This window comes from Gilliamella sp. B2828, assembly GCF_026537125.1.
Lineage (GTDB): Bacteria > Pseudomonadota > Gammaproteobacteria > Enterobacterales > Orbaceae > Gilliamella.
Genome location: NZ_JAFNMU010000016.1, coordinates 22,630 through 44,732, shown reverse-complemented (window position 1 = coordinate 44,732; position 22,103 = coordinate 22,630). Strand labels below are relative to the sequence as shown.

Sequence of the window (22,103 nt, the reverse complement as noted above, 5' to 3'; positions counted from 1 at the left end):
GCAATGGCAGAAGGCTTACGCTTTGCTATCCGTGAAGGTGGTCGTACTGTTGGTGCTGGTGTTGTTGCTAAGGTTATTAAATAATCTTACTAACTATTTAGAGCATTATCCTTAATGCTCTTGATCAGTATAAAAGGCGCGTATAATACGCGCCTTTTTTAGGTTTATCAGAATTCCTTTTAAAAACCAATTTGCCATTTTAATTTGAATGTACTTTACTTGTTCTTTGTAGAACAATTTTCCTAAATACCAACAGCTTTTTTGAATAAACGTTGATAAGGAGAAATCCGTTCTTTCAAATAAAATACTTTTAGTATATTAACTCAATGAGTTTCAACTTAAATAATTTTTTGCTTTCGATAGTGCCACATCAATCAACTTAACGATTCATAACCAATACCTAACTTTGTTGCTAAAAGATCACGAGCGCTAGACAATATAAATTGATGAGCGTTATCCGAACATAATATCAATAAACAAATAACCAAATGCTATTGTAAGGCGCTTAATATTAAATACCTAATATTATTATCTATTTGTTCCTATACAGTTAGTACTGAAGCATATTAATAAACCGTCGCATAATAATGGGATGAGTTTTATAAAATTGATGTAAACTCGGTTTTTCAATCAATCGTACCCAATAACCTATTTTGGCTTTAATCGACATTGGAAAACGATAATGAGGCAAAAGATAGCAGCAATTACTACTAAATGATAATGATTTAAAATACCAAACATCGTTTCATCACCTAAATGAGTACTGCGATACACATGAACCTCCCTCTGTTAAAATAAAGGTATAGCAAAATAAAGGTGTGATTCATGGCGGATCATTTTGTCTTTAACCAATTTTTTATCGCTAGTGCTTCTATGGAATAATTTGACGGCCTCTTTAACGCTACCTAAAATAGGAATACCATGACTTAACACCGTTTTTTTGCTATAGTAAACGCCATTTTATTTAATTTGGATTAATCATACCCATGGAATCTATACCTAACTGCCCTGTTTGCCAGTCTGAACATACTTATCATGATGGTTCGTTTTATGTTTGCCCTGAATGTGCCCACGAATGGGATCCGAATGATGTTGCTTCAACAAATGAAGGTTTACAAGTGAAAGACAGTAATGGTAATTTACTTGCTGATGGCGACGATATTATTTTAATTAAAGATCTTAAATTAAAAGGATCTTCTACTGTTTTGAAAAAAGGGGCTAAAGCAAAAGGGATTCGTTTAGTCGAAGGTGATCATGAGATTGATTGTAAAATTGATGGCATGAAAATCATGCTTAAAGCCTGTTTTGTAAAAAAAGCTTAATTGATATAAATAAAATGCTGATTATATCAGCATTCTTTTCTTATTGAGTTTCCACTAATATTTTTTAATTTACGTTTAGTGGAATTCAGCCAATTTTTATATTCAAACGTATCGTTAACCTCAAATTTTTTTAAAAAAAGACCTATTTGAAGGAAGGTTAGTAAGCAGACTAATTCAGATAAGAATAAAATTGATAAATTATCCAGTCATATAATCAAAATTACACTACTGAACATCACTCAAAAACCATAAAATAGCTGAAATGTGATTGAATATTTGTTCAAAAATAAACTCTGTAAATGCTGGCAACATCGAAATTAAATAGCTTAACATGATTAATCCTAACAATAGTGTTAAAGGATAACCAACAACAAAAATGGATAATTGTGGTGTAATCCTATTTAATAAGCCCAATGATATATTAATGATTAACAATAAAGTCATTAAAGGAAGAGCTAACATAATACCATTAATAAAGAGTTGGTTACTGACATCAATTAAAGATAAATAGCCATTTGCAGGCAGTGGCATAAGTCGAATTGGAACAATATCAAAGCTATTAGAAATACCATATAGTAACCATAGATGACCATCTAAACTCAGAAAAATCAGTAAAGCTATAATATTAATTAAGCGTGACAAAACTGATGTAGAAGGTCCTCCAATTGGATCAAAAAATGTAGCCATACCCAGCCCCATTTGCATGCCAATTAATTCACCCGAAATTCTGACTGTTATAAACGCCAATTGCATAGTAAAACCGATCAACACTCCAATCATTATTTGCTGAGCAAGAACCCATATCCCCGTTAGAGAATAAAGTTCTATATTCTCATCAAGATTAGGAAGAGGTAGAAGCATAACAATTACTAACGCTAAACCAATTTTTATGCGATTTGGCACTTCTTTTTCACCAAAAATTGGCGCGACCATAATTAATGCTAAAATGCGCACAAACGGGAAAAAGATATCTTTAACCCAAGCAAAGAAATCAATATTAAATAGACTGTTAATATTAATATCCATTACATTTAATGAGTTAAATTAGGAATATCGGTAATCACAATTTGAATGTAGTCAATCATCGTTGACAACATAGAGGGACCCAAAATAATTAAAACCACAATGACCATTAAAATTTTAGGAATAAATGATAATGTCATTTCATTAATTTGCGTAGCCGCTTGCAATAAACTAATGACCAAACCAGTAAATAAAGCGGCTAACAATAAAGGACCTGCAAGGGATGCTGCAACTTTTATGGCTTGCATTGCCAAAGTACTAATATACTCAGGTGACATACTGTTCCTAAACTAAAATTTCTTAACTAAAAAAGCTTTGTGCTAATGAACCTAGTAATAAGTGCCAACCATCGGCCAATACAAACAACATTAACTTAAATGGTAATGAAACTGTTGCCGGTGGAACCATCATCATCCCTAATGCCATAAGTGTACTAGCCACCACTAAATCAATAATTAAAAAAGGAATAAAAATCGTAAAACCTATTTGAAAAGCGGTTTTTAACTCGCTAACCACAAAAGCAGGTACCAAAACTTTCAAGGGAATATCTTCACGGCTTTGGATTTCGTTTTGATGAGACATATTCACAAATAACGCTAAATCATTTTCTCGGGTTTGAGTAAGCATGAACGCCTGTAATGGTTTAGTTGCTGTGGATAAGGCTTCTTGCATGGTGATTTGATTTTGTGAATAAGGTATATAAGCATCTTGATAAATTTTATCAGTCACCGGTGACATAATAAAAAATGTCATAAAAAGGGCAATACCTAAAATAACTTGGTTAGGGGGAGCAGATTGTGTTCCTAGAGCATTACGCAATAAACCCAACACAATAATAATGCGGGTAAAGCTGGTCATTAATAGTAATATTGCAGGAATAAACGTAAGTAAGGTTAAAAAGACCAAAGTCTCAACCGGTAACGACCAGCTTTGTTCATTATCCAAAGTAGTACGGGTAATGATAGATAACGGTGAAATTTCAGCAAAGCTATATTGGCTAATCGACAATAAGCCTAGCAAAATAACAGATTTTAACCGCACTACCAATTACTCCTTTCTCAATTTCAAAATGGACTGTAACATTTGCTCAAATAACTTATTTTTTGAAAGGTCTTTTTCTGCTGATGGTTCTGCTAGCAGCATATCGGTTCGTTGTTCATTTATGGTATGCAGTAGGGTCATCTGCTGTCCAGTCACACCAACAACTAATAATTGATGATCGACATGAACCAAAACGATTCTTTCTTTAGGGTTTATATTATAAGTTGCTTTGACTTCAATTAATTGTTTATTAGGACTCTTCCAATTGAAGCGTTTTACTATCCATCCTAACAATAAGATCAGGACAATCACACCAATAAGCGATATCCCAATTGATGTAGCCATTTGTGTGTTTACTTTGAATTCCGGTGATATAGAAGTTAGCGAAATTGTATCTGTTGTTGACGAAGGCTGAGCCTTATTTTCGTGTTTTATATCCATTAACGACTCAACCTACGTACACGCTCTGATGGAGTGATAATATCGGTAATGCGTACGCCATAATTATCACCGACAACCACGATTTCGCCTTGGGCAATTAAATAACCATTAATTAATATATCTAAAGGTTCACCAGCAAGACCATCCAATGCAATGACCGATCCTTGAGTTAGATTCAATAAATCTTTAATTGCCATCTTAGTTCGACCAAGTTCGACACTCAAATCAATTGGAATATCTAAAATAAGATTAATATCTTGCTTTTGTTCTTCAGTTTGTTGCGGTGATAATGTTTCAAAAATAACGTCCTTAGTGGATAATTCATCACTTTTTACATCGACTTTTGGGATATCTTCACTATCTTGTTTGATATCAGTCATTTTGCATTCCCTCATTTAATTGTTCAATTACAGGATTAATAACCTGTTCAACTTGAATTGCATATTGTTTATTAACTTTACCGTAATGACCTTTTAATACTGGCACTCCACCAACAGTAACATCTAAATTTGTCGGTTTGTCGATGACTAAAATATCATTCGTTTTTAATGCTAATAGTTTAGAGACAGTCGTATGAATACGAGTAAAGTTAGCGACTAATTCGACAGTTGATTGTTTGATGCCAGAGGTTAATGAACTCATCCAGATATTATCATCTTGATAAGTTTGCTGCTCGATAGGTGGTTTTATTAATAATTCTTTGATTGGCTCAACCATGGCATAAGGAATACAAATATAAAACGTCGCTTTAAAACTACCAATTTCAATCTTAAATTTGGTGGTTAAAACTACATCATCAGGCGAAGTAGTAATATTAGTAAACTTACTTTGTATTTCAGAGCGGATATACTCAGTTTCAACTGAATATATATCTGCCCAAGCACTTTGATAAATGTTTAATGCTAACTCTAGTACTCGTTTTATGATTTGTTGCTCTGTATGAGTAAACTCACGATCTTCTGTTTCAACTTTGTTTGTATGCCCATCCCCACCAAATAAAGTATCAACCACAATAAACACTAATTCGGGTGAAAAGGAAAATAAGCAAGAGCCTCTTAAAGGATTGAGATGCACTAAATTCAAATGATATGTAGATGAAATATTAGAAAATTCTTTGAAAGTTTGTGTGCCAATTGGGGAAGCAATTACATCTGTATTACGACGTAATAGATTAAATAATCCTATTCTGAACTGACGAGCAAAACGTTCATTTATGATTTCTAATGCCGTTAAACGTTCAGGAATAAAGCTATGTTTGACCGATAAATCGTAAGGTTTAACATCGGCTTTTTTCCCTGATGGTAATGAGACAATATTAGTATCAAAAACGTTACCCTCAGTGGCAATGGAGCTTTCTGATACTGGCAAAGTATCATTGTCGGCATTAATGTCTGTTATCGGTTCACGCTTATCAGACATAACAATCACCGTATAATAAAATCAGTAAAGAGTACTTCGTCAATTTTTACTGAGTGTTTAATATCATATTGACGTGATAATGTATTTTTTATCTGCTCTTGTAATTCAAATTTACCTGATTCTTGTTTTAATTTATTAACATATTGTTTAGATAATAAAAGAAGTATATCACTTCTAACTTCAGGTAAGTATTCTAATAACGCAATTTTTTGGGCTTCATCGGCAACACGCAGTACCATACCAACATAAAGAATTTTATTAATATCACCATTATCTTCTGATGTAGGTAACGACACAGTAAACGGCTTTAAAGTTAAAAAAACTGGCGATACGATAGTTATTTCATCATGCTTTTTAGCCGTGGTTTTTGATTGATTTTGGAACCATAAATAAACAGCTGTACCTGATGCGAACAGCGTGATGAGAATAAGTATTAAGTTCAAAATATTCACTTTTTTAGGGGTAGTTGGCATATTTATTCTTATCTCAATAAAAAATTTATAACCATTAAATGGTAATAATAAGAAGAATAATAAATCAAACTCGCAGAATTGATTTGAAGAATAGGCAACAAAAATATTACCTATTTAACGTTTTCAATTTGTTTTTAAGATACTTGCTGACAATAAATCACAAATTAAATTTTAAGCAAATACACTCAATCCTGATTGAACAAAATGTTTTTGGTTGTTTGACTGCTCATTAATTTTGTCTACTGTTTTTGATACAACTGCATTCGATTGGTGACGGTGATTATTTTGATGATGCATCGCTGAGTGATCACCATCACTCATCATCGAAAAATCACTGATATCGGTTTGTTGTAAGTTAAAACCTTGTTCTTGCAGCGAAGTTCGTAAAAATGGTAATGCCGATTCTAACAATCCTTTTACCATATTGTGTGCAGCCATCATATGCAGATTGATATTATCATCGGTCATAGCAAGTTTAATATGTAACGAACCTAATTCTTGAGGATGTAATTTAATTTCGGCAGTTTGTATACCTTGACGATTAAACATCATGATGTGCTGAGTTAACGATTGTTGCCATTGCACAACATCAACAGGCGTAGATAAATCCATTGTGTAAGAAGAAACAGTCGAATTAGCTGGCGTTATCAAGTTGGGGTCATGGGTTATTGATGGCAAAGATGAGATTTGATGGATAGGCACCATCACATGGTGACTTCCTAAATTCATCGTAAAATCAGTTTGAGAAGGGGTCACTTTTGACATAACATCACCAATACTGGATAAATGAGTGGATGAATTAGAAAAATAATTGCTAACGTTATGACTAATATCAGAGATTTTTCGATGAATCAGTGTTGTGTTTGCTTGACGTTTTTCTTCAAATAACGACATAAAATCATTTTGTTGCATTATCGAATTAATGACCTTACCTTCGTTATTAATGACTTCGTGAGTTGGCTTACTATCTAATAGATTTGCGGGTAAATTGAGCAAAAAATTGGCTTCGAATATGTCAGAATTTATGTTATTCGTTGGCAGTGAATAATGGTTAATTGGTATATTTCTGTTTTCTGTAGCGTTTATTTCTGTCGCACTGATAATAGTCCACTTTTCCTGTTCAAAATATTCAATAGCACCTGGATAACAGCCGACAGTTAACTCATCATCAACAGATTTATCATCATCTAATTCTCCATTCCCCCTATCACTCAATTTCGTCGAATCTGACTTATTAGCAATGTGGCTATGCTGTTCACTTTGTAATAGCAATTGCCCAAATAAATCACCATCATTATCGATAGTATCATTAGAAACAAACTCTGATTGATGCACTGGCATTAAGTTTACATTACCAATCAAATTAATACTCACTCAATATTCTCCTTGCTAATTGCTGTTGGGCAAATTCATCGGTCAGTTTTTGTTGCAAACGATTTTGCTGTTGTAAATATTTGTTATATTGCTTATTTAATAATGTTGTATAGGTATTCAAACTTTTTTGTGATTGATTAAGCTGGTTAGTAATCTGCTTTTGTTGGATATCCAAGGTTAATAACAGTTTTTTTTGCTGTTCTATTCCTTGCTCAATAGTGGCAATAAAAGCATTAAAATTATTTAATTCATATCCTTTTATGCCACCAGATAAAGCATCGTTCAATTTTTGTTGATACTCAACATAGTAATCATGTAAGACATTAAGTTGTGACTGTGCTTTACCCTTATTTTCATTTGCTTTTTTTAACCTAACTAAGTTATCGTCAACAGATTTTTGCGCTAGCTTTTTTAATGTTAAAAAGGCTAATTGTGAAGGATTTTTTTTCATTAGTACTTTCCTAACCGTTTAATGTTGGCTCACAATCGCAGCCAATTGTTGACACGCCTCTTGATATCCACAGTGTTCGTAAATACCTTGTTGCAAAAATTTCTGCATAGCTGGATATAAAGTTATTGCCTTATCTAACAAAGGATCGGTACCTGACACATAGGCGCCAACATTAATTAAATCGCGATTACGTTGAAAACTGGAAAATAGCTGTTTAAATAAACGTGATTTCTTTTCATCTTCCGGTGCGGTAAGATCGGTCATTACTCGACTAATGGATGCTTCAATATCAATAGCAGGATAATGACCTGACTCAGCAAGTGCACGTGACAAAACAATGTGCCCATCTAAAATTGCTCTGGCCGAATCAGCTATCGGATCTTGTTGATCATCACCTTCGGTTAAAACCGTATAAAAAGCAGTAATAGATCCTTTACCATGTTCATCATTGCCCGCCCTTTCTACAAGTGCTGGTAATTTTGCAAATACCGAAGGAGGATAACCTTTAGTTGCTGGAGGTTCTCCAATTGCTAAGGCAATTTCTCGTTGTGCCATAGCATAGCGAGTTAAAGAGTCCATGATTAATAACACATTAAAACCTTGATCGCGAAAACTTTCAGCAATTCTTGTTGCATAGGCAGCACCTTGCAAACGTAATAATGGTGATACATCAGCGGGGGCAGCGACCACAACAGCACGTGCTAAACCGTCTTCGCCTAAAATATTTTCGATAAAATCTTTAACTTCTCGACCTCGTTCACCAATCAAGCCTACCACAATAATATCTGCTTGTGTATAACGAGCCATCATACCGAGTAAAACACTTTTACCAACGCCCGAACCAGCAAATAACCCCATTCGTTGTCCTTGTCCGACCGTTAATAACGCATTGATGGCTCTTACACCAACATCAAGAACCTGATGAATGGGAGTGCGATTGAGTGGGTTGAGTGTTTTATTAACCAAACCAGCATTTTCAATATTTTCTGGTAATGGCTTACCATCTAAAGGTTTACCCATGGCATCAACCACTCGACCTAATAACGCCATACCTACCGGTAATAATTTATGGCTAAAATGAGCTAAATCATACTGTGAGGTATAAACACGAGCGCCTAATAAAATGCCATCGGTTGCCTCAAATGGCATCAAAAACAACGTCTGACCATTGAATCCAACCACTTCACACTCAACTGCATCAAGTTGACCATGAGATTGTCGTTCAACAAAACAGTTTGAACCCAATGGTAATTTCAATCCCACAGCTTCAAGTACTAATCCCGATGCCTTAACTAACCGTCCATATTGGCGTATTAAGGACAAGGATTGAAGTTGCTGTGTAGCTTGGCTAATTTTATTGATCCATTGGGATGAGTATGTCATGTTAATGCTCACCTATCATGTAAAAAATCAGACATAATTTGCCACTGGTCCGTAACATTAGTATCAATTTCATTGGTTTCTGTAAAAATTTTACAGCCACCACTTTCAATATTGGGATCCGCAATAAGCTGCCAATGATATTGCTTAATCTCTTCATTGATTATTGGCTCTAACCACAGCAAATCATCAGGGTTAAAATGCACAGAAATCGGTTCTGATAACATTGAACATTGCTCAATAAGCCTCTGCACAGTAAAAACCAACTGCTTTTGTTTGACCTTAGAAAGTGTGCCAACGGTTTTTTGTGCAGCTAGCAATGCTAAATCAACTAATTTAGGTACTATCAATTCATCTATTTCACTAATTGACTGCTGAAAATTTTGGATTAGATCAGCTATGCTCTCAACAGCTTTTAACTTCTCATCACTCAGTTGCTGCTCTATCTTTTGACGTCCTTCTTGCTGTCCTAAAGCAAATCCCTGCTCATAGCCCGACTGTTTACCGACATCAAAACCTTCAGTTTGACCTAAAGAAAACCCTTCTTGATAAGCTTGTGCTTTAACCTCTTGCTTTAACTGATCAAGTATTTCTTGATCAATATCCGGTTCTTCATTTGATTCAATTAACTCTACCTCTTGTTCAGGCTGGCAAATATCACTTTCTTGTGTACTGCTGTTGGTACTTAATTGTGGTAATCTTGCCGAAGTTAAATCCTGAAAACTAAGTGGTTTCCAGTTTAATCTACTGAGTTGATTATACATACTCATCATCACCACTACTTAAGATCACCTCACCACTTTCGGCTAAGCGACGCGCAATAACCAAAATTTTCTTCTGTTCAGTTTCAACTTGTGATAAGCGCACTGGCGGTCTATTTTCCAGATCTTCACGTAAAATAGAGGCGGCACGTTGTGACATATTACTTAACAACTTATCACGTAATGTGCTTGAGGCACCTTTCAAGGCGATAATTAATGTTTCATTATCAACATCTTTAAGTAGACGTTGGATACTTCTGTCATCGACTTCAACCAGATTTTCAAATAAGAACATTTCATCAATAATTTTTTGAGCAAGTTCGTTGTCATAATCACGCAACGCACTAATAACAAGCTCTTCTTGCTGAGATTTCATTAAGTTAATGATTTCAGCAGCAGTACGAATGCCACCCATATTATTAAGTTTAAGATTTTGTCCATGTAATAATGTTGATAATGATGTCGATAAAACTTGTAATGCTGATGGTTCAACGCCTCCAAATGTTGCAATACGTAACATAACATCATTACGTAATTCATCATCAAAAAGATTTAAAATGTCAGCAGCCAAATCCCGATTCAAATGAATTAAAATAGTAGCAATAATTTGTGGGTGTTCTTTTTTAACCAGATCAACTGCCCTTGCAGCATCAACAAAGTTAAGCATTTCAAGACCATCGGTGGCTTCTTCGCGATCCGTTTCTAATAACTCATCAAGTAAACGTTCAGTTTTTTCGCTACCAATAGATTTTTCGAGAACTGAACGTAAATAACTATCTGTATCGGAAGTTAAAACAGCACAATTTTCAAGTGTAAATTGACATTCATTAAGGACATTTTTTAATTGCTCTTGCGAAAGCTGTGGTAATGACATCATCGCACTACTGATGTGCTGCACCTCTTTAGAACTAAGATATTGCATCACCTTTGCAGCAAGATTTTCACCCAATATCATCAATACTGTGGCGGCTTTTTGAGATTCACTTAAATTCATTATTCTGTGTCCTCCTTATTAATCCAACCACGAATAATTAAGGCCATTACCCGAGGGTCTTTCTCGACAATTTTGCGAATATATTGTTGTTGCTGCATATTATCTTCAAATATTTTCTGCTGCTGCTTACTGTGTGCTTTATAATCTAATTTCTCATCCAGCGTGATTTGAGAATCAGCCGTTTTATTATTAACACTCAAGTACTGTCGTTGTAGTTTTAGCCATACTGAACGCAATGCTTTTCGCCAAATAATCCAAATGATGAAAATATAGATTAAATATTTACCGCCTGTTTTAATAGAATCGTAAAATTCAGGCGTTTTCCAAAACGCGATACCACTATTGTCATCAAATTCTTGATCGGTAAATTTCAAATTGGCAACAGTCAAACTGTCGCCGCGTAATTGAGAAAACCCCATAGCTTGACGAGCTAATAATTCGATATTAGTTAATTCATTACTATCCAGTTTTACCCATTGTTCCGTTGGAAGTAACGACTTATTTTCACCATCACTTTCATCTGCTTCATTATTTTCTAATGCATTGGTCACAAACTTATAGTTAACTAGCACCGCGACAGATAAGCGTTTAATACGCCCCTCCGGTATCTTGCTGTGTACAACTTGCCGATTAACTTCATAATTTAAAGTATTATTAGATTGCCAGTTGCTCGGCTGCTGTTTATCAGCAATGTTTGTGTCTTCATTCTTTTCATCAATAGGTGCACTCGATGTAGGTACAGGTTGATTGGATAAAGCTCCTGGCACACCACCTATTCCATAACTTTTAATCAATTGCCGATTTTCCGTTAACTGCTTACTGCGAATAGTTTGTTTAGCAATATCACTATTAGGATCATAAATTTCTGAAGTTGATTCTTGTCGACTAAAATCAACCTCAGCATTAACTTGTACCCGAACATTATGTTTACCCAAAATAGGAATAATAATTTTTTCAACTCGTTCACGAACGCTGTTTTCGATGCGCTCACTAAATTCTAATTGCGCCACATTGGCGTTTCGGTCACGATAATTTTCACCCGTTAATAGGTGACCGTGTTGATCAATAATCGTTACTTTATCCGACTGTAATTCTGGTACGCTACTCGAAATTAAATGGATAATGGCATCAATTTGACCTTGTGACAAACTGCGGCCAGGTAATAACGTTAATGCCACCGATGCGGAAGGAAATTTTCTTTCTCTGACAAATAAGGATGGTTTAGGCATCGCCAGATGCACTCTAGCATCATCAATACTACTGATAATCGAGATTGTTCTGGATAGTTCGCCCTCCAAAGCACGTTGGTAATTGATTTGCTCGTTGAATTGACTCATACCAAAACTTTCTTTATCAAGCAATTCAAAACCTACAGCGCCACCTTTAGGCAGTCCTTGTTGTGCAATACGCAAACGCGTATCATAAACTTTATCTTCAGGAATTAAGATAGTAGAGCCGGACGATGAAAATTTATAAGGGATATTCATCTTATCGAGTTGGCTGATAATCTCGCCACCATCTTTATCATTTAAATTACTAAATAAAACACTATAAGAGTCATTTTTAGCCCATAAATAGATAATACTGATAATAGCAATAGCAATAACAGCTGCAATTGACCATGCCATTTTGGCATTTTGTTTTATTTGATTTATAAAAGGTAACTTATTTAATATTGATTCGCCTTTACCATCGACTGTTTGGCTAGCCATAAATATCCTAATGCTAAACTGATTAGATAAATTCTATGGTCTATTATCTTTGTATTAATAAAAATCAATAGCTAAAAAAACACAGCATTTGTCCCTTACTTACGCCATTTAGTTTTTACTTTGTATGATAAATTGCACCTTAAAGTAATAAAATAAAACCAATAACCAAACCTTTATGACAACCATCAATACATTAAATACAAACGAACTTATGCATTTAAATGCATCATATGCAACAAAGCCTCAATTAACAACTGAGAATAATTTTATTGATGAGCTCAAAACCGCATTAGATAATATTAGCCAATTGCAAATAAAAGCCAGTAATTCTGCAAAAGCTTTTGAAATGGGAGAACCGAATGTTTCTCTAAATGAAGTAATGGTTAATATGCAAAAATCGACGGTTTCATTGCAATTTGGCATTCAAGTTCGGAATAAATTCGTTTCAGCATATCAAGAAATCATGAATATGAATGTTTAACTAATTGATAACGATGCAATTCTAAATTTGTCCTCAATGACAGTCTATCCTTTATAATAAATTGTTAGACTAAGGTAACTATGCCCAGTTTCCCAGCAACTTTTTCTAATAAAAAAGTGAATAAACAATTTATTAGCTTGTTAAAACAGTTAAATAACCTGTTTCAACACTCGTTATTTAACTGATTGTGTTATAACTTGCTTATCAGCAAATCTAATTTAAAAGCACTAAATTACCAACTTATACCAAATTAGCAACGTTTTGATAGCTGTTTATCTTTGTTTGATAATCAACTTGTTTACCAATAAGCTGGCTTAGCTCACTCCGCCGTGCTTGAATTAATTGGATTAATTGCTGATGATAGCTAATTATATTGTTGAAATACATTTTAATAATATCTTGATATTGTAAAGGCATTTTTTTAATAACAGTAAAACCCTCAGAGAGTTTAAGTTCCTGCGTTAATTGGTGATATTTTGGTTGCCAACGAATTAAAGATTCCCAATCTTCTTTTTGAGTATCAATTAGCATTTGTTCAACAACATAATTAAGTTGTTCATATTGTTCTAATAAAAAATCAGTATTCACAGCATTCGTCCTCTAAGCTATCTCTCGCCAAGCTTGTGCAATATTATCAAGCAAATCAAAACAGGTTTGCAGTTTTTCCTTATCATTATGTAAGTTAGCTAAAACCAATTGCTGGCTAATGTAGTGATACAGCTGGTCTAAGTTTTCTGCAATTTCACCACCTTGCTCTAAATCAAGGCAACTTTTCAGTCCATTATCAATGATATTAATCGCTTTTGAGATTGCTTTTCCTTTACCGGCAATATCACCTTTTTGTATGTATAAATCAGCGAGTCGAATGGCATTAAGAGCTCCATCAAATAACAAAACAATAAGCTGATGTGGTGATGCCTGACTGACACTGGTTTCTAAATTAACTTGCCTATACGCTTGAGATCCCATTTTATACATTGTTATCCCTTATTTTTTTAAATTAGCCATCATTTCAAATTGGGTGGTTAAATAGTTGCTCATACCATTTAATTCATTGATCAAGATATCCAATTTGGTAAATTGCGTTCGATATCGCTCAATGGTTTGGTCAATGGAATTACTGACTTGGTCATAGCGTTTATCTAATGATTTTAACGTTGAATTTAAACCGTTAGTTGCAGTATCAATCATGCCATCACTATCAATAAAGCTATTGACTTTGGTAAACACTTCGTTAGCAATGCCTGTCGTTTCACCATCACCAGTAAATAGCATGGCGACTGCTTCACTGTTTTCTTTGAGGGCTTTTTCTAATTCATTTTCTTTAATTACCAGTTTGCCATTGCTGTCCATATTGATACCAATTTGTGACAATACCGATAATTCGCCTTCTTGACCTTTCGAAAAGATAGAGCGAATGCTCTGATCAATATTACGCAGTGTTGAATCTCCAATCAGTGGTCCATTATTACTATTTAATTCATCTGAGTTGGCATCACTAGCGGTGAATTGAGTTAAAGTTGATATCATTGATTGCAATTGATTAAATGCGTCCACCCACTCTTTAAGTGCTTCTTGACTTTTTTCATTATCGGCACCGATAGTTAAATTTTGTGATGTGGTTGTTACAGCTTTTAAAGTAATATCAACACCAGGAATAACATCTTTAACCGTGTTTGATTCACTATTGATTGTAATACCATTGAAACTAAATTTAGCATCTTGCGCTTTAGCCACTTCACTCATTGCCGATGATTCTGCTTGATGAATATCAAAACCAATAAATGAATTAAGCTTTTCATCATCAGATGAAATTGAAGTAATGGTTTGTTGCTCACCGGTTTCTTTTGATGTAATAACCAGCTGATAATTATCGGTTCCTGAACGCACAATTGTTGCATTGACGGTTGACTCACTGGTTGAACCATCTTCATTAACCACCTTCGCTTGATTAATCGCATTGGCAATCGACTCTAAAGACGTCTCATCTTTGGATAAAGTAACATTTAACTTTTGCCCATTGGCTTGTTCAATAGTGACGGTTCGAGTTTCATTATCGTTGCCTAACACTGCTTTTTTATCGTTTACCGCGTTGGTTGCAAGGCTGTGTGCATTAGCAAGCTGTTCCACACTAACGGCATAATTACCCAGTTGAGCATTACTTCTTACATTAGTCGTAAAATAATTATCATGACCTAATACTGTACGAGCATGAAAGAGTTCTTTTTTTTGCAGTTTTGCTGTCGCACTATTAAATGTGGATAAGGCACTTTTTAACTTACCAAAACCACTTATTTTATTATTTATTGCTTTTTGCTGAGCTTTTATTGGGGTAAGACGATTTTTTTCAACGGCTTCTAATTGATCTAATACTTCATTTAAATCAATACCAGAACCAATACCTAAAATACTCATTGCCATGATTGATTATCCTAATATAAATTCTTTCATATCTTGTTTTATCGGCCGATGTAACAAAAAGTTTAGTATTGATAATCAATTCATAGATTAAAAGTGAAAATCTGAGGTTATTTAATACAGTAGGATATATTTTGTGGAAATAATATTGATATAACCAATTGAAATATAAACATAATGTTGTATATTTTTTAAATAATTTTTTTTAAAACCAATATTCGTGGAAAAAATACTAAAGTTTCTTTTTTTAAAACCGATAACTAAATCATCAGCAAACGTTTTGAATTATTTTTCAATTTCGTGTTGATGAAACTTATCATATTAAAGGAGATAAAAATGGCACAAGTAATTAATACTAATACTATGTCTTTAATGGCAAGAAACAATCTTAATCATTCTCAAAGCGTTCTTGGAACAGCAATTGAACGTTTATCATCAGGTATGCGTATCAACAGTGCTAAAGATGATGCAGCAGGTCAAGCAATTGCCAATCGTTTTTCTTCAAGTATTCGAGGTTTAACTCAAGCAGCACGTAATGCAAATGATGGTATTTCAATTGCACAAACTACTGAAGGTGCATTGAACGAAATCAACAATAACGTACAACGTATTCGTGAGTTAACTGTTCAAGCGGCTAACGGCACTAACTCTGAAAGCGATCTTGTATCAATTCAAAACGAAATCGATCAACGTTTACAAGAGATCGACCGTGTATCAGCACAAACTGATTTTAATGGAACAAAAGTATTATCAGAAGATAAAGTTCTTAACATTCAAGTAGGTGCAAATGATGGTGAAGTCATTACTATCAACTTAAAACAAATTGATAGCAAAAAATTAGGTTTAGATGCTTTCAATGTATCAGATACTCCAACAGCAACTCCATTAAAAACCATTGATGCGGCATTATCAAAAATTGATGAATTACGTGGTGAGCTTGGTGCGGTACAAAATCGTTTTGAGTCAACGGTAACTAATATCAACAATACTGTAAATAATCTAAGTTCAGCGCGTAGCCGTATTGAAGATGCAGATTATGCAGAAGAAGTATCTAATATGACTCGTGGTCAAATCTTACAACAAGCAGGTACTTCAGTTTTAGCACAAGCAAATCAAGTACCTCAATCAGTACTTTCTTTATTACAATAAGGTATACAATTAGAATTCATGGTCACTCTAATTTGTACTATAGCAATAATGGTATTTTTTAATACCATTATTGCTAATAAGGTTAATTACCAATTTTTTTTATCTTATTCTAGCCATTAACTTAATCAATTATCGTCATAATACTTATTAGCATTTTTTTACATTGGTTCAAAAAATGAGTGATAGCCTGTATAACTCTCAAGGTATAGTGAATCAAATTGATTGGCAACAATATATCTATTTAGTTCGTAATGAAGCACTTAAATTAGCGGTTCGTTTGCCAACAACTATCGAACTTGATGACTTATTACAAGTCGGTTATATCGGTTTGTTAGAAACCATAAAACGGTATGATGCTTCCCAAGGTTATTCTTTTACCACATTTGCTGTTCCTCGAATAAAAGGTGCTATGCTAGATGAACTGCGTAGTCGAGATTGGTTGCCGAGACAGACGCGGAAAAAAATTAAAGAAGTGACAAATGCAATAAATGAGTTAGAAAAAAAACTAGGCGTCACTCCCAATGATCACCAAATAGCGGCATATTTGCAATTATCCCTGACTGAATATCGCAAAGTATTATTAGATACAAATTACAGTCAGATATTGTCCTATGATGAAATACAAAAAAAATCAGGCGATAATTTTGATGCATTAATTGAATCAGGTACGGACAATAATCCCTTTTCATCAATTATTAGTGATGAAATTCGCCATATTATTATTCAACAAATTGATAAATTACCAGAAAAAGAAAAAATGGTTTTAGCACTTTATTACCAAGAAGAATTGAATTTAAAAGAGATTGGTAACGTGATGAATATTAGCGAATCTCGAGTTAGCCAGTTACATAGTCAAGCAATTAAACGAATACAAAGTAAAATTACCTTATAACAAAACAGAATTAAAACAGTAAAACACAAAAAAATAAATTGAAAATAAATTGAAATGATTTTTTTATTGACCTTTTCCATTTAAAAATGTAATTTTAAGTACAAAAAAATTATTTTTGTTTTATTTTATTAATTATTCGTTTTTTTATACGAACATAAATGGATATGAATGGGTGATTAAATTGGGAAATATACTCGATGACGATATTTTGAAATGTATACATCATTTGAATCTTTCAACACTCTTGTTAAGTCAAAAGATGCTTGAAAAAGATAAAGTGATGGCAATGTATCGACTAGGCATTGATGAAGAAACAGCCGACATACTTAGCAGTTTAAATACTTCACAAATGTTGGTTTTATCAGAAACGAATCAATTAACATTTCAATTGCGATTTGAAAACGCAGAAATGATGAAAAAACTCACAGAAGATTCCCGCATAAGTGATATAAAACAAATGCATACGGGTATACTTTTATCAAGTTTACTTTTGGATTCATTAAATAAGTAGCGAAAAGGAATCAGGATGAAGTGTTCAAGTATCATTCAAAAATATAAGGAAGTTCAATTAGCTACCCGATTAATTTCACTTGGCGCAAGAATTCAAATGCTAGAAAGTGAAACGAATTTAAGTCGAGGTAAACTAATAAAACTGTATAAAGAGATTCAAGGTTGCCCTCCACCCAAAGGCTTATTACCATTCTCCACCACGTGGTTTATGACGTGGGAACCCAATATTCATTCTAGTATATTTTACAATGCTTACCATTTTTTGGTGAAACATGGCACAAAGCCTGGTATACAAACGATTTTAAAAGCCTATCAACTTTATTTAGAGCAATGTTCATTCTCACATGAACACGAGCCCATTTTAGGAATAACCCGTGCTTGGATCTTAGTAAAATTTGTTGAAAGTAATATCATGCAACAATCATGTTGTAAAGAATGTCATGGACGATTTATTACGCATGCTTATCAGCCATACAACAGTTTTATTTGCAGTTTATGTCAGCCACCATCAAGGGCAGAAAAAAATAATAAAACACCGAAAGAAAACCATGCAAAGTGTTTACAGGTACTATCAGTACCAAACAATTTTCATTCAGCAATTGCTAAAAAAATGACAGTTTAAAATCAGTATTAGAAACATTAATTATGGAGAAAAAGGAAAACCAATGTTAATAATTATAGGATATATTGTTGTTATCGCTTCTGCTTTAGTTGGTTATGTGCTAAGTGGAGGGTATTTAGCAGTACTTTTTCAACCATTAGAATTTCTGATTATTGGTGGAACAGCAATAGGGGCTTTTATTGTCAGTAATGAAAAGAAAGTAATAAAAGCGACACTTAAAGCATTAGGCCAATTATTTAAATCATCCAAATATAATAAAACACTTTATCTAACACTGATTAATTTAATGTACACCATTCTTACTAAAATTCGACAAAATGGTACATTATCCATTGAATCTGATATTGATAATCCAAAAGAGAGCGAGTTATTCAAAAAGTATCCAATTATTTTAGCCAATCCTCAAATCTGTGATTTTATCACTGATTATTTGCGATTAATGATCAGTGGCAATATGGATGCATTTGAAATTGAAGCGCTGATGAATGAAGAGATCGAGACTTATACTCACGAATTAGAAAAACCGGCTGATGCAATTTCCAGTGTTGGGGATGGATTACCAGCTTTTGGTATTGTGGCAGCCGTTATGGGTGTCATTAATACTTTAGCACAAGCGGACAGACCAGCGAGTGAGTTGGGTGAACTTATTGCGCATGCCATGGTAGGAACTTTTTTAGGTATTTTATTGGCTTACGGATTTGTTTCCCCATTAGCCGCATTATTAAAGCAAAGAAACACCGGTGTGATCAAAACACTAGAGTGTACCAAAGTAATACTCATTGCTAGTATGCACGATTATGCCCCACAAATTTGTATTGAATTTGGGAGAAAAACGTTATTTTCTCATGAAAGACCATCCTTTTTTGAATTAGAAAAATACATACAAGATGTAAAAGATAAAAATGCCAACTCAAATGAAAATAACGAATAATGAAAGACAAATCTGTAAGAATAATCACTAAAAAAAAATCAGGGCATGGTGGCAGTCACCATGGTGGTTCGTGGAAAATCGCTTATGCTGACTTCATGACAGCGATGATGGCACTTTTTTTGGTTATGTGGTTAATTTCCAAATCGAGTCCACAAGAATTACAAGGTATCGCAGAATACTTTAGAACACCGATTATTTTGGGGCAAAATGGCGGTAAAAACCTAAGTGACAGTGAAAGTCCCATTCCAGGTGGTGGTGATGATGTTAGTAAAAAATTAGGCGAAGAAAAAAATACATTTTTAAGCCAAAACCTGACAGAATCAGAATCCAAACAAGTTGAAAAATTACAGCTGATAAAAGTAGCTCAAAAAATCTATGAAGTCTTCCAAATTGATCCTAGATTAAAAAAATTAGCCGCCAATTTGATCATTGAATTGACCGAAATGGGATTACGGATACAGATTCTGGCAACGGATGATAATCCCATGTTTGAAGTAGGAAGCGCCGTAATTCGTTCTGATATGCAAGATATTTTGCATGCGCTTGCGCCAATTTTAAATTCTTTGCCAAACAAAATGACTTTATCAGGTCACACTGATGAGCGTCAGTATATAACCGGTGATCGAGGGTACAGTAACTGGGAGTTATCTGCTGATAGAGCAAATTCATCAAGAAGAGAACTTATTGCTGGCGGATTAGATTCTGGCAAGATTATTCGCATTATTGCTCTTGCTGATACGGTAAGTCTCAATAATCAAAATTACAGCAAAGATGCCAATCGTCGAATTAGTATTTTGATTTTGAATAAGTCGGCACAACAATATATTGAAGATGAAAATACGATGACGGGAATCGATTTTTTAAAACAAGCACAACCAATTAAATCAGAGTAATGCCAATAAAAATAATTTGATTGAGTACGCTAAAAAATGAAAATTAGAAAAAATCCAATTTTATCTAAAAAAAACTAAAGTTTTACGATTTTAGTCCGATATAAAAGATAACCCTAGGGGTGGTAGTTTGGTTATTAACGGAAATTATATTTAGGAGCTATTATGTCAAATTCATTGATGAACACAGGTATTAGTGGATTAAATGCAGCACAAAATATGCTTAATGTGATAAGTAATAACATTAGTAATGCACATACCGTTGGTTATAATCGCCAACAGCAAATTTTGCGTCAGGCAAATGGTACTAAATATAATTATGGATTTGTTGGTAATGGCGTATCGGTTTCATCCGTTAATCGAGCATACAATAGTTTTGTAGTAGGACAATTACGTCAAGCGCAATCACAAAATGGTTCGATAAAAGCTTACTACAATGAATTATCAAAAATCGATAATTTATTGGCTGAGAACGAAAACAGTATTTCTTCACAATTAAATAATTTATTTACTAGTTTAAATAAGCTCTCCTCTGATGCGGGCAATGCAGCATCCAAACAGACAGTCATTAATGATCTTAGCTCGTTAGTTAGTCAATTCAATAAAACAGAATTAAATTTAAAAAATCAGATTGCCAATATCAATACTGAAATCGTTAATAATGTTGATACGATTAACTCATACACTAAACAAATTGCCGATCTTAATCAAAAAATCGCAAGATTACAGGCAGTGAGCGGTGGTCATGAACCCAATGCACTACTCGATGAACGAGATCAATTGGTGAATGAGTTAAGTGAAATGATCGGAATAACGGTTACAGAACAAAATGGAGAATATAATATTTCGCTCCCTAATGGGCTAAGTTTAGTGCAAGGGTCATCGGCAACGCAATTATCTGTGCAACCATCTAAGGATGATCCTGCATTAAATACCATTATCTACACACATAATTCTGGTGCAACTCAAGAACTGACAGGCCAAAATATTGCATCAGGTCGATTAAATGGATTATTAGCTTTTCGTGATGGACAACTCGTTGAAGCACGTAATCAGCTAGGTTTAATTGCATTAAACCTAGCTGAGCGCTTTAATGAAGTGCATATGTCGGGTGTAGATATTAATGGCGATGCTGGTGAAAAATTGTTTGACTATCAGTCTCCTAGTAGTATTGCTAGCACCAAAAATCAAGGCAATGCTACGGCTAAAATTAATTACAACTCAGTGACAGATATAAAAGCGTCTGATTATAAAATTGAGTTCAATGGTCGTGATTGGGTAGTAACCAGATTATCTGATGATAAGCAAATTACCCCACAATTTGAAGATGGTAAATTATTGTTTGATGGATTATCTATTGAAATAAATGGCAATCCAGTAGCAGGTGATAGCTTTTTACTCAAACCTGTTGCAGATGTTGCATCATCATTACAATTATTAGTGAAAGATGTGAATAAATTCGCAACAGGTATAAACGATGATGAAAATGGTAATGGTGACAACCGTAATGTTGCTAAAATGCTTGAGATTCAAAATGAAAAATTAATTAATGGTACAAAAACTTTAAAAAGTGCTTATAACGCGTTGATAAGTTATGTGGGAAGTGAAACACAAACTGCTAAAATTTCAGCACAATCCAGTAAGAATATTACCCAAGAAATTTATGAGCAAAATCAATCAATCTCGGGTGTGAATATTGAAGAAGAATACATTTCCATGCAAGTTTATATGCAGTATTATCAAGCTAATGCAAAGATTATTGATGCGGCAACTACAATATTTGATACCATTTTAGGTTTGGCTAAATGATAAAAGGATT

25 protein-coding genes and 1 pseudogene are annotated in these 22,103 nt (G+C 34.0%); 10 read left to right on the top strand and 16 right to left on the bottom strand.

Annotated elements, in window-relative coordinates:
* Together J3U19_RS10990 and J3U19_RS10985 are read left to right on the top strand one after the other, a co-directional pair.
* Positions 1–84, top strand: a pseudogene (locus J3U19_RS10990) (elongation factor Tu); the annotation flags it as partial.
* A gap of 902 nt (positions 85–986) precedes the next feature.
* Complete coding sequence (locus tag J3U19_RS10985; protein ID WP_267342012.1) at positions 987–1,322, top strand: zinc ribbon domain-containing protein YjdM; 336 nt, start codon at positions 987–989, stop codon at positions 1,320–1,322.
* A 225-nt stretch (positions 1,323–1,547) separates the two neighbouring features.
* Here the strand turns inward: J3U19_RS10985 and fliR are convergent, their stop codons facing one another.
* The 13 genes from fliR to fliF all read right to left on the bottom strand — a co-directional run bounded on the left by fliR (position 1,548) and on the right by fliF (position 12,391).
* Positions 1,548–2,348 (bottom strand): flagellar biosynthetic protein FliR, encoded by an 801-nt coding sequence (gene fliR / locus J3U19_RS10980; RefSeq protein ID WP_267346316.1) that lies wholly within the window; start codon positions 2,346–2,348, stop codon positions 1,548–1,550.
* A gap of 5 nt (positions 2,349–2,353) precedes the next feature.
* Positions 2,354–2,623, bottom strand: coding sequence for a flagellar biosynthesis protein FliQ (gene fliQ, locus J3U19_RS10975; RefSeq protein ID WP_267342010.1), 270 nt, complete (start codon positions 2,621–2,623; stop codon positions 2,354–2,356).
* Between the two features lie 22 nt (positions 2,624–2,645).
* Complete coding sequence (gene fliP / locus J3U19_RS10970) at positions 2,646–3,323, bottom strand: flagellar type III secretion system pore protein FliP (RefSeq protein WP_324123805.1); 678 nt, start codon at positions 3,321–3,323, stop codon at positions 2,646–2,648.
* 69 nt (positions 3,324–3,392) lie between these two features.
* Positions 3,393–3,827, bottom strand: a complete 435-nt coding sequence (fliO, locus tag J3U19_RS10965) for a flagellar biosynthetic protein FliO (RefSeq protein ID WP_267342009.1) — start codon at positions 3,825–3,827, stop codon at positions 3,393–3,395.
* Positions 3,827–4,207, bottom strand: coding sequence for a flagellar motor switch protein FliN (gene fliN, locus J3U19_RS10960; RefSeq protein WP_416380268.1), 381 nt, complete (start codon positions 4,205–4,207; stop codon positions 3,827–3,829). The genes fliO and fliN overlap by 1 nt, the downstream gene beginning before the upstream one ends.
* Complete coding sequence (gene fliM / locus J3U19_RS10955; RefSeq protein WP_267346314.1) at positions 4,200–5,246, bottom strand: flagellar motor switch protein FliM; 1,047 nt, start codon at positions 5,244–5,246, stop codon at positions 4,200–4,202. The genes fliN and fliM overlap by 8 nt, the downstream gene beginning before the upstream one ends.
* 5 nt (positions 5,247–5,251) lie before the next feature.
* Positions 5,252–5,719 (bottom strand): flagellar basal body-associated FliL family protein, encoded by a 468-nt coding sequence (locus J3U19_RS10950; protein ID WP_267342005.1) that lies wholly within the window; start codon positions 5,717–5,719, stop codon positions 5,252–5,254.
* Positions 5,720–5,890: 171 nt separating this feature from the next.
* Positions 5,891–7,093 (bottom strand): flagellar hook-length control protein FliK, encoded by a 1,203-nt coding sequence (locus J3U19_RS10945; RefSeq protein ID WP_267346312.1) that lies wholly within the window; start codon positions 7,091–7,093, stop codon positions 5,891–5,893.
* Complete coding sequence (fliJ, locus tag J3U19_RS10940; protein WP_267342003.1) at positions 7,083–7,544, bottom strand: flagellar export protein FliJ; 462 nt, start codon at positions 7,542–7,544, stop codon at positions 7,083–7,085. The genes J3U19_RS10945 and fliJ overlap by 11 nt, the downstream gene beginning before the upstream one ends.
* Before the next feature lie 18 nt (positions 7,545–7,562).
* The gene (gene fliI, locus J3U19_RS10935; RefSeq protein ID WP_267346310.1) at positions 7,563–8,927 is read right to left on the bottom strand and encodes a flagellar protein export ATPase FliI; all 1,365 of its coding nucleotides are present in this window, start codon (positions 8,925–8,927) and stop codon (positions 7,563–7,565) included.
* Between the two features lie 8 nt (positions 8,928–8,935).
* Positions 8,936–9,688 carry a flagellar assembly protein FliH gene (locus tag J3U19_RS10930; RefSeq protein ID WP_267346309.1) on the bottom strand — a complete coding sequence of 251 codons (753 nt, stop codon included), beginning with the start codon at positions 9,686–9,688 and terminating at the stop codon, positions 8,936–8,938.
* Positions 9,681–10,679: a flagellar motor switch protein FliG gene (gene fliG / locus J3U19_RS10925; protein WP_267342000.1), complete on the bottom strand. Its 999-nt coding sequence runs from the start codon at positions 10,677–10,679 to the stop codon at positions 9,681–9,683. Before fliG ends, J3U19_RS10930 begins: the two co-directional genes overlap by 8 nt.
* Entirely contained in the window at positions 10,679–12,391 is a 1,713-nt protein-coding gene (gene fliF / locus J3U19_RS10920; protein WP_267346308.1) for a flagellar basal-body MS-ring/collar protein FliF, read from the bottom strand. Before fliF ends, fliG begins: the two co-directional genes overlap by 1 nt.
* Before the next feature lie 175 nt (positions 12,392–12,566).
* Between fliF and fliE the strand changes: the two genes are divergently transcribed.
* The gene (gene fliE / locus J3U19_RS10915; protein ID WP_267341998.1) at positions 12,567–12,872 is read left to right on the top strand and encodes a flagellar hook-basal body complex protein FliE; all 306 of its coding nucleotides are present in this window, start codon (positions 12,567–12,569) and stop codon (positions 12,870–12,872) included.
* A gap of 240 nt (positions 12,873–13,112) precedes the next feature.
* On the opposite strand, the gene fliT is transcribed toward fliE, so the two are convergent.
* The 3 genes from fliT to fliD are packed head-to-tail and all read right to left on the bottom strand — an operon-like array spanning position 13,113 to position 15,293.
* Complete coding sequence (fliT, locus tag J3U19_RS10910) at positions 13,113–13,460, bottom strand: flagellar protein FliT (RefSeq protein ID WP_267346307.1); 348 nt, start codon at positions 13,458–13,460, stop codon at positions 13,113–13,115.
* Between the two features lie 12 nt (positions 13,461–13,472).
* Positions 13,473–13,850, bottom strand: coding sequence for a flagellar export chaperone FliS (gene fliS / locus J3U19_RS10905; RefSeq protein ID WP_267341996.1), 378 nt, complete (start codon positions 13,848–13,850; stop codon positions 13,473–13,475).
* A gap of 9 nt (positions 13,851–13,859) precedes the next feature.
* Positions 13,860–15,293: a flagellar filament capping protein FliD gene (fliD, locus tag J3U19_RS10900; protein WP_267346305.1), complete on the bottom strand. Its 1,434-nt coding sequence runs from the start codon at positions 15,291–15,293 to the stop codon at positions 13,860–13,862.
* Between the two features lie 333 nt (positions 15,294–15,626).
* Between fliD and J3U19_RS10895 the strand changes: the two genes are divergently transcribed.
* The 7 genes from J3U19_RS10895 (at position 15,627) to flgK (ending at position 22,093) form a co-directional block, all read left to right on the top strand.
* A complete protein-coding gene (locus J3U19_RS10895) occupies positions 15,627–16,439 on the top strand; it encodes a flagellin (RefSeq protein WP_267341994.1) in 813 nt (270 codons plus the stop codon).
* A gap of 175 nt (positions 16,440–16,614) precedes the next feature.
* Positions 16,615–17,331: an RNA polymerase sigma factor FliA gene (locus J3U19_RS10890; protein ID WP_267341993.1), complete on the top strand. Its 717-nt coding sequence runs from the start codon at positions 16,615–16,617 to the stop codon at positions 17,329–17,331.
* Between the two features lie 190 nt (positions 17,332–17,521).
* A complete protein-coding gene (gene flhD / locus J3U19_RS10885; protein WP_086271528.1) occupies positions 17,522–17,842 on the top strand; it encodes a flagellar transcriptional regulator FlhD in 321 nt (106 codons plus the stop codon).
* Between the two features lie 15 nt (positions 17,843–17,857).
* The gene (gene flhC, locus J3U19_RS10880; protein WP_267341990.1) at positions 17,858–18,463 is read left to right on the top strand and encodes a flagellar transcriptional regulator FlhC; all 606 of its coding nucleotides are present in this window, start codon (positions 17,858–17,860) and stop codon (positions 18,461–18,463) included.
* Between the two features lie 43 nt (positions 18,464–18,506).
* The gene (gene motA, locus J3U19_RS10875) at positions 18,507–19,394 is read left to right on the top strand and encodes a flagellar motor stator protein MotA (protein WP_267341989.1); all 888 of its coding nucleotides are present in this window, start codon (positions 18,507–18,509) and stop codon (positions 19,392–19,394) included.
* Positions 19,394–20,287 carry a flagellar motor protein MotB gene (gene motB / locus J3U19_RS10870; RefSeq protein WP_267341988.1) on the top strand — a complete coding sequence of 298 codons (894 nt, stop codon included), beginning with the start codon at positions 19,394–19,396 and terminating at the stop codon, positions 20,285–20,287. The genes motA and motB overlap by 1 nt, the downstream gene beginning before the upstream one ends.
* Positions 20,288–20,449: 162 nt before the next feature.
* Positions 20,450–22,093: a flagellar hook-associated protein FlgK gene (gene flgK / locus J3U19_RS10865; protein WP_267346303.1), complete on the top strand. Its 1,644-nt coding sequence runs from the start codon at positions 20,450–20,452 to the stop codon at positions 22,091–22,093.
* The last annotated feature ends 10 nt before the right edge of the window (positions 22,094–22,103 follow it).